At 42.3% G+C, this 12,363-nt stretch carries 8 protein-coding genes and 2 pseudogenes; 6 read left to right on the plus strand and 4 right to left on the minus strand.

The annotated features are described in order from the left end of the window. The first annotated feature begins 805 nt into the window (after positions 1–805). Positions 806–970, plus strand: coding sequence for a hypothetical protein (locus Vt282_RS04910; RefSeq protein WP_162062708.1), 165 nt, complete (start codon positions 806–808; stop codon positions 968–970). An 878-nt stretch (positions 971–1,848) separates the two neighbouring features. On the opposite strand, the gene Vt282_RS20440 is transcribed toward Vt282_RS04910, so the two are convergent. Further along, entirely contained in the window at positions 1,849–2,052 is a 204-nt protein-coding gene (locus tag Vt282_RS20440) for a hypothetical protein (RefSeq protein WP_232055108.1), read from the minus strand. Positions 2,053–3,099: 1,047 nt separating this feature from the next. Here Vt282_RS20440 and Vt282_RS04925 point away from each other — a divergent pair. Then, positions 3,100–4,215, plus strand: a pseudogene (locus tag Vt282_RS04925) (HNH endonuclease). A gap of 62 nt (positions 4,216–4,277) precedes the next feature. On the opposite strand, the gene Vt282_RS04930 reads toward Vt282_RS04925, so the two are convergent. Continuing rightward, entirely contained in the window at positions 4,278–5,708 is a 1,431-nt protein-coding gene (locus Vt282_RS04930) for an amidohydrolase (RefSeq protein WP_162062709.1), read from the minus strand. 218 nt (positions 5,709–5,926) lie between these two features. Next, positions 5,927–6,403, minus strand: coding sequence for an Lrp/AsnC family transcriptional regulator (locus Vt282_RS04935; protein WP_162046683.1), 477 nt, complete (start codon positions 6,401–6,403; stop codon positions 5,927–5,929). A 297-nt stretch (positions 6,404–6,700) separates the two neighbouring features. Here Vt282_RS04935 and Vt282_RS04940 point away from each other — a divergent pair, with 297 nt between their 5' ends. From Vt282_RS04940 to Vt282_RS04955, 4 genes and pseudogenes are all read left to right on the plus strand, one after another. Beyond that, positions 6,701–7,996, plus strand: a complete 1,296-nt coding sequence (locus Vt282_RS04940) for an L-cysteine desulfidase family protein (protein ID WP_162062710.1) — start codon at positions 6,701–6,703, stop codon at positions 7,994–7,996. Positions 7,997–8,786: 790 nt separating this feature from the next. Continuing rightward, positions 8,787–10,048, plus strand: a pseudogene (locus tag Vt282_RS04945) (amino acid permease). 164 nt (positions 10,049–10,212) lie between these two features. Further along, positions 10,213–10,527: a hypothetical protein gene (locus Vt282_RS04950; RefSeq protein ID WP_162062711.1), complete on the plus strand. Its 315-nt coding sequence runs from the start codon at positions 10,213–10,215 to the stop codon at positions 10,525–10,527. Between the two features lie 48 nt (positions 10,528–10,575). Continuing rightward, the gene (locus Vt282_RS04955; protein ID WP_162062712.1) at positions 10,576–10,788 is read left to right on the plus strand and encodes a hypothetical protein; all 213 of its coding nucleotides are present in this window, start codon (positions 10,576–10,578) and stop codon (positions 10,786–10,788) included. A gap of 42 nt (positions 10,789–10,830) precedes the next feature. Here the strand turns inward: Vt282_RS04955 and Vt282_RS04960 are convergent, their stop codons facing one another. Further along, the gene (locus tag Vt282_RS04960; RefSeq protein WP_162062713.1) at positions 10,831–12,204 is read right to left on the minus strand and encodes an NAD(P)/FAD-dependent oxidoreductase; all 1,374 of its coding nucleotides are present in this window, start codon (positions 12,202–12,204) and stop codon (positions 10,831–10,833) included. Positions 12,205–12,363: the final 159 nt, after the last annotated feature.

Here is a 12,363-nt window from a genome sequence, read left to right on the forward strand (position 1 = left end):
AAGGGTTCGGGTCAAATAAACATATACAAGATACTATGGCGTTAATAGCTGACTTTTGACGCCACCGTCACTCCACATCACATAGTCTCTCTGTTTCGATTGGAGTATCACAACCATTTAAGGTTTCAAGATACTTTATCAACCTCAGATAAATGCGTTAGAGATCATTAATCTAACGCATTTATATCCATTTTCGTGTCTGCACGATCTGTGTTGAATATGTGATCCTTCGAGAATCAAAAGTGAATCAATCGTCACCTTTTCTCAAAAAATGCAAGACTCGATAAACGCGGTGTCCTCGTCGGTGAGGGTGTTGCGCTTTCTCACGTCTTTGGCAGAGTTACGTTTCGGGTTGTTCCTACGGAGAATCATCTTCCTGATTACGTAAAACAAGCCAAGCGCGACCAAGGCGACTATGATGGCAAAGCTCATGCTGTTATCGGCAAAATACGCTTCTATTTGGTTGCTGAACATTTAGATACCCAAAGCAAGGTTGAAGAAACTCTGTTCCATGAAGTCTAGGGTGACGTGAATAATCCTAATATAACTGGTAGTTGCTTGATGTGATGTACTGCTTGTTACTATTCCCCAAATGGCTGCCTGTTAATTTAATACCCATATTACCGACATTAATAACTAATAGGTAAATCTCATAAAAATTTGAGGTCGGTATCCGCTATTGTGGCACCGCTGATAGAGTTATCTATACTTAGGTTTCCTTACGATGATATGAGGGAACAAGTAATGGGTATGAAGAAGGGTATCAAACAGTTTGGTCAACGTAAGCAGAAGGTCTACATCACTGATGGCTGCGTACCTGAAAAATGGATTTTCAATTGATAATGCAAAGAAAGCTACAGACATCGCCGTAGATAATGAAGTGGATAGTTTTGTAGACGAGCAGTTCAAGAATAAGGATGCAGCAGGAATTACAACTCGAATTGCTGAATTTGGTAAGAAGGATGATTAAATTTCACGTTTTTAAAGCGAAGCTCTCATGCCGAGAGCTTCGTATTTAGTTGAATTGTTATACCCGCAATAATCAGGGTGTTTGTAATAAAGGATGGTTGGGTGTCTTTTTCTTATCTAAATATTATTAAAATCAATGAGTTACGGTTTTGTGGTGTTCCATAAAGTGTCGTAAAAGCGCTTGTCTAGAGTAATACCTAAAGTAATACCCAGTATTCCTACTTGATGCTAGTATTACTTTGAGCACTAAATCAGGTATTACTTTATCGTCATTTTCTCTATCAGTTCGATCTTTAACTTTATGTAAGTTAAGCAGTTATCGACTAAAAGTGATACCTAGATTTTCGAAAATCGAGCATTTTTAGGTATTACTTGAGAGGTAAAATTGCACCTGTGTTAGTTCCCCACTCACACGAAATACTGTATGTGTTTTTCTTTTGCTGACTTTGCATTGCTGGAGTTACAAGCATAACAGCCGATGCGCATTGCTGTGTTAGTCTCACATTGTGGGCAATACACATAATACCCGTATTTGCCATATCTAGGCTCTGTTTCCATGTTTTGGCATTTCTTACAACAAAAACCATTTTGAATGTTGGTTTGGTAGTTTCTTTGAGCGTTTCGGTAATACCGTATTGATTATGTCGCTCAATTCCTACTGTTTTTGGTTTAATTACTTTTTGATAACTTGCTGCTGTCGGGGTGTGTTGTTCAACGAGAAAATTAACAATTGAAACAGTTCATCACGGCTGAAGTTAGGGTTAACATTGAGAACTAATCCAGAACGGCGCCGTTTAATCAGTTTGTCGACTGCGCTACCAATTGATTCAGATTTAACGAGTTTCGTTGAGATATCTTTAGGCATAGAGTTGCGATCAATTAGTGCATCGTTTGAAGCAGCACATAGCTGATCCCAACAACGACCGCCAAGTATTCCTGAATAAATGCCACTTTTCCCAATAGTGATTTCGCATTTTCATTTAGTAAAGATTTAAGCAGTTGACTCTGCAATTTCGCTTGTTCGATTGGAGAGGGCATCCCTGTCCATTTCCCCGGACTGTTCGACTCATCTGAGTTGCTCATTGATTTTCACTTCCCACGAATGGATTTAGATTCGATAATAATGAATCTTTATTGTAGATAACAAGATGATCAATTTGAGCTGTTTCATGTTTAAGCTGGATGCGTAGATCATTAATAACGAATACGTCGTTAACTTCGCCAAACTGTCTACGCAAATAAAAGCAACGTCTTGCTCAACTTTCCTACTTTTCTTTGAGGTTTTGTATCTGGTTTTCGGTCTCTGTCTTTGGTAATCATTTTATTATCCCAAACACTAACGTTCTTATTGAAACAGAGTATCAGGTGCAACCTAATTCATACTTTGTTCTTTATAAAATATGTGACATAAGTGGTTCTTAGTAGGAAATTGCTTATAAATATGACGTTGCCAACATAACCCAATACTTTTGCTCGGCTTTATCGCCATCCATTGTTAATCCGTATACCATCTTGAATATATGATATGCGGGTTGTTGTATGGATTCAACATCTTCTTTACGAAAAAATGCCGCTGAATTGGCAGAGCAATATAATGCGCTTGATTTTGAGACTGTCCACCAAGGTGGTTAGCGTATTGGCCTTCAAAGGTGCCAGTGTTTTGGATGTTGGTGCTGCTCTGGTCGTGATGCTAAATGGATGAGCGTAAGTGGCTGCAAAGTGGTGGCCGTCGAACCATCGTATACTGCTGCGAATTGGGATGCGCAATACAGGAGCATCCGTCATTTGGCTTGATGACTCCCTGCCAGATTTACTCAAAACTCAAGCGTTGTCCCGACAATATAGTCTCATTCTTATCTCCGCCGTGTGGATGCATATTCCAATTAAGTTACGTGCTCACTCCTTGCTACGTTGAGTAGCTTGTTAACTGATGAGTGGTTGGTTGTTACTGCGTCATGGCTCATTTTAGATGGACGTGTTTTGGCGTTTCTGTTGCCGAGCTAGAAAGTTTGGCTACTGAGTATGGTTTAAAACTGGTTAACGTAAGTGATTCCGAATGATTCGATGGCAAGGATGGATGTGACTTGGCAAACCGTTGTGTTGGAAAAAGCTGGTGGCGAGAAGGTAGTAGTGTCGCTAGATTATTATGTAGATAAGTTTCAAAACTTAAATATGAACAGTAGCAACGGCAAGAAAAGCCCGCATAAGGTTTGTATGCTGCTGAGTGTGATGGATCTCATAGCCGCTGGTCATATTTCATCAAATCGTATTGAGTTCAATCAGCCACTTAAAGATAGATTTAGCTTTACTTTAATAACCTTGCCCAAGACAACGATCGTAATACGCCAGAAAACCCATATTTCCATTTAAGGAGTGAAGGTTTTGGCATTTGCACTACAAAGATGGATTTGATCAAGCCAACACGAAACGTTATTCCTCGAAAGCAATTGAATTTGCTTCATTGGATGATGATCTGTTTGTGTATATGCAAAGCTCAATTGTTTCAAATGAACTAAAAGATGCCTTGGTTTCGAATCTTGCAGATCTACCCTCATTATTCTCGCGCTGGCTGTTAGATATTGGTAAATCAGATAAAACAGTCACTAATTATCTCGGCGCAATTCGAGGTTCAATTTCGAATTGGTTGATGGATGACCAGCTTGATCGGTCTTTGATTGAAATTAAATCGTTTAAGCAGTTTGCTCATTACGAAAAGTTGCTCGTGAGTTGGATGAGTTCAAAATAAAAGACTCAACGAGGAAGGGCATGTATAGCGGCTTATCCCACTACCACCAATTCTTGGCTGATCTATCACGAATCGATGTGAACGCTGATGTGCGCAGTGATGAGTGACAAAAAGCTTAGTGAAACCGAGAAGTCGATTCTGGTCAATGCAAGAATGGGGCAAGGGCATTTTCGCTCAAATTGATCGATTATTGGGGTGGCTGTGCTGTAACGGGATATCGAAATACTCAGTTATTGGTTGCATCGCATATTAAGCCGTGGAGAGACTCAAATAATGATGAAAGATTGGATAGGTTCAACGGCCTGCTTTTGTTAGCCAACATAGATAAGGCTTTTGATTTAGGGATTTATCTCTTTTAACGATGACGGCAAAATATTGATATCAAAATTCTTAGAAAAGCCAAGTGTTCTGGGGTTGGAAGAGGGGATGTCATTTCATGTCAGAAATGAGCACAAACCTTACCTTGGTTACCACCGAGGATTCTATTTAAGGGACTATAATAACCAAGCCCGCGACAACCAAACAGTCATAGCGGGCTTGTTCATTTAAAGTGCTAAAGATCTTAATCCATCAAGCTTTTTGACTTAATCGCTTTTTTGGCAAGCTCTTTAGCAAAGTCAGCGATGTCTGCTTCCATTGCGTCGATGGTAGGGCGAATCTCATCGAGGGTTACCGTTTGCATTTGGCGGTTTTCCATCACCACTTTGCCGTTGACGATGGTGGTGTCGACGTTGCTTGGGTTCGCTTGGAATACCAACGTCGCGTATGGGTCGTAGTTTGGCATCATGTTGGCGGATTGGGTTTCAACAATGATGATGTCAGCTTGTTTGCCCACTTCTAATGAGCCGATTTTGTCTTCCATATGCAGAGATTTAGCGCCGCCTAGCGTTGCCATTTCAATCACTTGTTCTGGGATCATAATCGTGCGGTCATCATGCTTTAGACGTTGCATGGTTGAGGCATAGCTGAGTGTGCGCCATAGATCGACTTGGTTTGAGCTCATTGGGCCGTCAGTGCCTAGGCCGATGCGCACGTCATCACGGTACATTTCCCATGCAGGTGCCATGCCTGTTGCGCCTTTGGCATTCGCCATCGGGTTGTAGGCTACGCCAGCATCGGCTTGTTTTACCAACTCAATATCGTTTTCAGAGAAGTGAATACCGTGTGCGAGCACAACGCGCTCATCTAATGCGCCGATTTGTGCTAGGTATTCAACCGGTGATTTCGCGCTGTGTTCTTCTTTAATACGTCCTTCCTCATTTGGGAATTCGGCAACGTGGATAAGCACAGGCACGTCATGCTGTTTTGATAAGCGGTTGATCTCTTGCAGTTTATCTTTGCTGACGGTGTATACCGCATGTGGCGCATAGGCTGGCGTGATCAGGGGATCCTGCTTGTATTGCTCAATAAATCCCTCTGCGTACTCAATACCGCCATAAGCTTCTTTGCTATCTACTACAGGGAATTTAATCACGGTTTGGCCAAGTACTGCTCGTAGGCCGACTTCTTTGGTCGCTTTGGCCATTTCATCCATGTGGTAATACATATCAACGTAAGTAGTTACGCCGCTTTGTGCTAAGTCGATGGCACCCAATTTGGTTGCATTGTAGATAAGCTCACGGCTTAGCTTTTCACCTTCCAATGGGAAGAAGTAAGCAAAGAGGCGGTTAGCGATGCCTTCTTCACCTAAGCCACGAAAAGCAATCATCGGTAAGTGGTTGTGGGTGTTGATCATCCCTGGCATCACAATGCCATCGTTGGCATCAATGGTTTTTGGTGCACGGTATTGTGCTGCGATGTCTGCTTCACCAACGGCAATGATTTTGTCGTCTTTGACAACCACCACACCATCTTCGATCACTTGCATGGTCTGGTTGATAGTTAACACCTCGCCATTGGTGATGATGAGGTCAGCATTATAGTTAGGTGCGAACTGAGCGCAGCCGCTAACGGTAAGTGCAACAAAGGAAGCAAGCAAAGTAGGCTTAAGCATGAAAGATCTCTTCTATGGGAGGTTTTACTGGAGATAAAAATCGCGCGCATCATAGAAGAGGCGATGAATCAAAGCGACGCAAACGTTTCAAAACAGTGATGTTAAGAGCAAAAATGTTGATAAGGGGAGAGGAGAAAAGCGTGCTGATATGCAATTGCATCAATGAAATCGGCCAATCGCTCAAGAGACGCCAGAGCGATTGGAATTTGTATGGATGTTTAATTGCCTAGTGGCAATACGGTCGAGAACTTGAGAGATTCCATCGCAAAGGTTGAAGTCACATTGGTTAGGCCATCGACGCGGTTGACTAAATGTTTGTAGAAGCGGTCGAACGATTCCATATCTTCTACCTGTACGCGCATCATATAGTCGTATTCACCCGCCATGCGGTAGAAGTCCATTACTTCTGGCATGTCGAGTACTGCGAGAACAAATTTCTCATACCAAGCGTGAGAGTGATCGGAGGTTTTTACCTGAACAAAAGCGGTAAAGTTAACGCCGATTTTTGCAGGGTCGAGTAGGGCGACGCGCTTGGTTATCACTCCCTCTTCTTCAAGGCGTTTTAATCGTTTCCAGCACGGGGTCGTGGTTAGGTTTACGATTCTCGCCAATTCATTGAGTGGTAGCGTTGCATCTTCTTGTAACGCCGCCAAAAGCTGACGATCCACTCTGTCTAACTTAACTCGTTCTCCCACAATGTCCTCACATTAGATTTTAAGTCATGCCTTAGGAATATTTACTCTTGTTAAGGCAATTTAAGAAAAAGGTAAAATTTAGTGCTAACTATATAATAGTAATAATTTCAGTAATGTTAGCTCTATATCTAAATGAATTATCCCTATTTTATATTATGTTTGGTAGGAAAAAATTCTCTAAATTTACCTTAATGGAGAAAAAATGGAAAAAAAATTCCCCGACTAATGTTTTACAATGGCATTAAATCGCGGTCCTCTGACCAAAAGCTATAACTATTACTGGAAGCGAGCCAATACATGAAACAACACCTATGGCCATTATTTATTGATGTAATTAACCGTGAAGTGGTACCAGCACTGGGTTGTACAGAACCTGTTTCGGTTGCCCTAGCAACAGCCATCGCCATTGACAAGCTTGGCGTAAAAGCTGACGCAAGCGCAGTGAACATTGAAGTAAGCGTATCTGCTAACTTGATGAAAAACGGCATGGGTGTAGGTATTCCTGGTACAGGAATGGTCGGCCTACCTATGGCGGCGACTATCGGTGCAGTGGCAGGTGATCACACTGCAAACCTAGAAGTATTGAAAAACGTAACGGCTGAAGACGTAGCGGTTGCGAAGCAAATGCTAGATAACCATCAAGTCTCTGTCGGTGTGGCTGACGTAGCAAATATTCTGTATGCCAAAGTCACAGTATTCTACCAAGACCGCAGCGTAGCAGTGACGATTGCAGATAGTCACACTCAAGTGATTGCTATTGAAGAAGATGGCATGACCGTGTTTAAAGCAGAGCCTAAAGCGGCAGAAGAGAAATCTCACGACAATCCATTTGCAGAAGCCACGGCAAAAGATGTGTTTGAGTTTGCGATGAACGCCGATCTAGAAGACATTCGTTTTATCGAACAAGCTAAAGTGTTGAACACTGCGCTATCAGAAGAAGGCTTGTCGGGTAACTACGGTTTGGAGATCGGCGCAACATTTCGTAAAAATGAATCACGCGGTCTATTGTCTGGTGGATTGTTAACAGAAGTACTAGCACGTACCTCTGCAGCATCTGACGCTCGTATGGATGGTGCAATGAAGCCAGCTATGAGTAACTCAGGCTCAGGTAACCAAGGTATTGCAGCGACAATGCCAGTGGTTGCAGCTGCTGAATTCCTAAAAGCGACAGAAGAACAAACCATTCGTGCTTTGATGTTGTCACACCTAATGGCGATTTACGTAAAGAGCTACCAAAACAAACTATCAGCGCTGTGTGGTGCAACTACAGCATCAATGGGCTCAGCGGCAGGCATTACTTACCTATTGGGCGGTGACTTTGAGCAAGTGAGTGCATCGATTTGTAGCATGATTGGTGACGTTGCTGGTGTGATTTGTGATGGTGCGAAAACCTCATGCGCGATGAAAGTCTCTTCTTCTGCAGGTGCTGCAGTGAAAACAGCACTAATGGCTATCGATGGTATTCGTGTAACAGGTGCTGAAGGTATTGTGGCGAATGATGTCGATCAGTCAATCATCAACCTATCGGTACTGGCTAATGGCTCGATGACGCAAACTGACGTGCAAATCCTCGATATCATGATGCAAAAATAACTGCTTAACGCCCCCTATACGTTAAGTTAAACCGCTATCGCAGCCTCATTAGTCAGGGGCTGCGACATTCCAATCGAATTTCTCCTTTTCTCCCAATCCTGTTTCTATCCTTCATATTCTTGTTGCACGAAAATTGCGCTGCTAAGAGAAAATAATTTTTCCTTTTTTGCTCAGACATTCCTTTTTTGAACGCGAAAACTCACGTTACTTACTTATTTCTTATCTCGAATATAGCCAACAGTTGAGCGAGGAGTTTCTTACAATCTCATTAGTTTAGAATGCTGGCATATTCCAACGAATAGTCATTTATTCTTAAAGTCACAATGGTGAGGTGTTTTGTCGCTATAAGTGGAGATAAATAAGCCTTTTTGGTGTTATTTTCGCTTTAATTAGTTAGTTAATTAATAGAAGTGTGAACAATCTCCCGAATGAGTTGCGTGGGATAATGATGATAATTTTCAACATAAAGTGAAGCGAATCATGCTTTTATGGAGGTATTTTAGATTTCAATTGATGTGGATCATGACAAAAACAATAACAACAAAGGTGCATATAAATAGTATAAATTTCTACTATTGTGCTATTTCGCGATATTTTAAAAACTATTTCTCTAAGACCTGCGTATGCTCCGAAACAAGTCAAACGCTCCTAGTGAGTGTTTGTATAACAAGATCTCTCAATTAGATAATGGCTTTAGCCATATATAAATGGAATCATACTTATGAGCGAAACAATCCAAAGCGTCCCTACAAGCGCCACTGATAACAGTTTACCGCACGAACGAGCGAACATGACCAAACAAGAATGGCAACAAGCTATTAAGTTTGACAGTGTCGATATCGGCTGGGTGGTGATGAGTATCGGTATGGCAATCGGTGCCGGTATCGTATTCTTGCCAGTACAAGTTGGTGTAATGGGTCTATGGGTATTTCTTCTTTCTTCAGTGATTGGCTATCCAGCCATGTATCTGTTCCAAAAACTTTTTATCAATACTCTAGCCGAATCTAAAAAATGTACTGACTACCCAGGAGTTATCGAAGGTTACTTAGGTAAAAACTGGGGCGTTGCGCTTGGCGTGCTTTACTTCCTCATGTTGGTTATCTGGGTGTTGGTGTACTCGCTTGCAGTGACCAATGACAGTGCATCATACTTACACTCGTTTGGTGTGACAGAAGGCTACCTAAATGAGAACGTGTTCTACGGTTTAGCGCTTATCTGTGTGCTTGCGTTTATCGGTTCTAAAGGCGAGAAGTTACTATTTAAGCTTTCTGGCTTTATGGCGGTAACGGTACTGTCTCTGGTTGCAGTGATGGGTATTTTGCTCATGGCTCGTTGGGATATGGCAAACATTCCTGCTATTGGTGAATTTGGCCCAATGCTGAAAAACGCCATCATCACACTACCATTTACGCTAACGTCTATTCTGTTTATCCAGTCGTTAAGCCCAATGGTTATCTCATACCGCTCACACGAAAAATCTATCGAAGTGGCTCGCTATAAAGCTGAGCGCGCGATGAAGATTGCGTTCGCAATCCTATTTGTTGTAGTGTTCTTCTTCGCAGTATCGTTCACATTTGCGATTAGCCAAGAGCAAGCAACAGAAGCGATGAACAAGAACATTTCTGCGCTAGCAATCATTGCACACTACTTCCCAGGTAGCTGGGCAACCGTCGCTGGTATCGTAATCAATATCTTTGCCGTGGTAACTTCATTCTTTGGCGTGTTCCTAGCGTTCCAAGAAGCATGTCGTGGCCTAGCGATGAACATTCTACTTCGTTCTCGCAAAGAGTCTGATATCAACAAAGAATTGGTAAATAAGCTTGTAACCGTATTCATTATTCTGCTTGCTTGGTCTGCGATTGCACTTAATGCTCCAATTCTGTCGTTTACTTCAATTTGTAGCCCAATCTTCGGTATGGTTGGCTGTTTGATCCCGGCTTACCTTGTTTACAAAGTGCCTGAGCTAAACAAATACAAAGGCATGGCGACAAATCTGATTATCATCACTGGTATTCTACTGTGCATCTCTCTCCACTGCTAGCGTTTATGTAATTTCTAGTTAGCATATTGAAATGAAAAAGCGGCTCACAAGAGCCGCTTTTTTTGTTGGAGCAAATTGAGAACTTAGAACCACTACGCATAAGATTACGACATTATTCAACGAGTTTATTATTGTCCGTATAATGTACTAAATAGTGGAATTTGCGAGAGCCGTAATGAGATTGTGGAAAGTTGTATTACTGTCACTATTGGTTAGCGGTTGCAATGAAAGTGAAGAGCAGCAGTGTGTAAAAACATTGGTCGCTTTTCATGACTACACAGGTATTGAAGCGCGCTCTTTTTGTGTTGGTTACTACAAGGAACTGCAGCAACTAACGAAGACGCGTGGGCCTAATTCAGAGAATCAAGATCGTTTTGTTGCTCTAGATTTTACTGAGCAATCGGCAATCGATTCGGAGCAAGTTCGTATTAATCAGCAGAAAAATCTGGCGAGGTCAGACGACAATTTTCTCTATTGGTTAAAGATGTAGTTTTGCATCTGGAGTGACTTGAGTATCAGCGTACATAAGGAAGTGTTCGTGAGAGGATTATTAACAGCTGTGTTAATTCAGGCTTTATTGGGTTGCTCGGAATCAACAGAACAACTGTGTATCGATAATGTGATGACATTCCATCACTTATCTATTCTTGAAGCCCATGATCATTGTGGGCAGACGATCAGGATCAGCAAACAAGAGACCGTAAGAGAAGCATTTAGACTCGGTATGTCGCAAGGCTTTAATGACTTTTAGAATGTTATTTCAACCACTCTAACGGTGACTATAGCAATCCACTTAACCGTCAATATTGTTCGCTCTAAAAATAGGAAATATAAAAAAAGGTGCCGTTTGGCACCTTTTTTTAATTGAACAACAGATTTGATCTAAGCGTTCTGCGAGCACGTCTTCTAGACGCGCTTTCCAGATCGCCATCGCTAGTGCTGGAGTGCGCAGCACTTGTGGTGTTGGGATCCATTTGTGTTTGATTTTTGAGAACACATCAAAGCGCTCGGCGTTGCCAGCCATAGCTTCGGCAACTACTTTACCTGCGATGTTGGTTAGACCAACGCCGTGGCCAGTGTAACCGTGTGCCACGTACACATCATCACCTAGGTGATCGATCTGTGGCATGTATTCACGTGTTACGGTAAATAGACCGCCCCAATGGTATTCCATTTTCACATCAGACAGTTGTGGGAATACTTTCACCATACGTTGACGCAGGCGCTCCATTGAGTCTTTGTATTCCAAGTTAAATGGATGGTTAACACCACCAAACAGAATGCGACCATCAGGGGTTGGGCGCATGTAGTCTAGGCTGTTCTTAATGTCAGAAATCGCCATCATGTTGGTGATTGGTTGACGATCGCCTAGTGGTTCAGTTACCGCGATGTAAGAAGCGACAGGTAGCACCACACTCTGCGCTTTGCGGTTTAAACCATCAAGGTATGCGTTACACGCAAGGAGAATAAACTTCGATTTAACACGGCCTTTAGGTGTTACCACAGTGTGTGGTTTGCCTTTGTTCAGCTTTACTGCTGGCGTGTTTTCAAAGACTTGAGCGCCAAGATCAATCGCCGCTTTAGCAAGGCCAAGCGTGTAGTTTAGTGGGTGCATGTGAGCACTGTTAGTGTCATGCAAGCCACCAAGGTAGCGCTCTGTGTTTGCGACTTGGTTGATTTTCTCTTTATCCCACCAAGATGCGCTAGGGTAGTTGTAATGGCCTTGCTTTAGGTCATACCAAGATTTCAGTTCTTTCTCATGGTTTTTAGTCAGCGCGACTTCGATGTAACCTTGTTGGAAGCCACAATCGATGTTGAATTCTTTTACGCGGTCACGTGCGATGTCGATAGCTTCAACAGAAAGATCCCAAAGCTGTTTACCCCAAGTCTCGCCGTACGTTTCATGAACTTCACGCAAGCCTAGGCAGTAACCTACCAAACATTGACCACCGTTACGGCCAGAACCACCCCACGCAAGGCGCTTTGACTCAAGTACTGCAACAGTGTAACCGCGTTGGCGCAGTTCAATCGCTGCGTTCAAGCCAGTCATACCACCGCCGATGATACAAACATCAACATCAATATCTTGAGTGAGCTCAGGTTGAAGGGGAAGAGGGTTAATTGTTGCTTGATGGTAACTATCGATATATTCGCTTTGAATCGACATGGAAATTGAATCCGCTAGGTATTGAAATAAAAATTCACAAAAACCAGTAAAAACTGATGAAAAAATATTGTCCCATGTTTTCATATGCGCGACAAGCTATTGATAATGTTGCCAAAACATTAAAATAACTTGTTTATCGTGACGACAATAAATTATTTG

The organism is Vibrio taketomensis (genome assembly GCF_009938165.1).
Taxonomy (GTDB): Bacteria; Pseudomonadota; Gammaproteobacteria; order Enterobacterales; family Vibrionaceae; genus Vibrio; species Vibrio taketomensis.

Excerpts from the sequence above, each read along its gene's own strand:
- Vt282_RS04910 (WP_162062708.1), top strand. The coding sequence starts at position 806 with ATGGCTGCGTACCTGAAAAATGGATTTTCAATTGATAATGCAAAGAAA.
- Vt282_RS20440 (WP_232055108.1), bottom strand. The coding sequence starts at position 2,052 with ATGAGCAACTCAGATGAGTCGAACAGTCCGGGGAAATGGACAGGGATG.
- Vt282_RS04930 (WP_162062709.1), bottom strand. The coding sequence starts at position 5,708 with ATGCTTAAGCCTACTTTGCTTGCTTCCTTTGTTGCACTTACCGTTAGC.
- Vt282_RS04940 (WP_162062710.1), top strand. The coding sequence starts at position 6,701 with ATGAAACAACACCTATGGCCATTATTTATTGATGTAATTAACCGTGAA.
- Vt282_RS04950 (WP_162062711.1), top strand. The coding sequence starts at position 10,213 with ATGAGATTGTGGAAAGTTGTATTACTGTCACTATTGGTTAGCGGTTGC.
- Vt282_RS04960 (WP_162062713.1), bottom strand. The coding sequence starts at position 12,204 with ATGTCGATTCAAAGCGAATATATCGATAGTTACCATCAAGCAACAATT.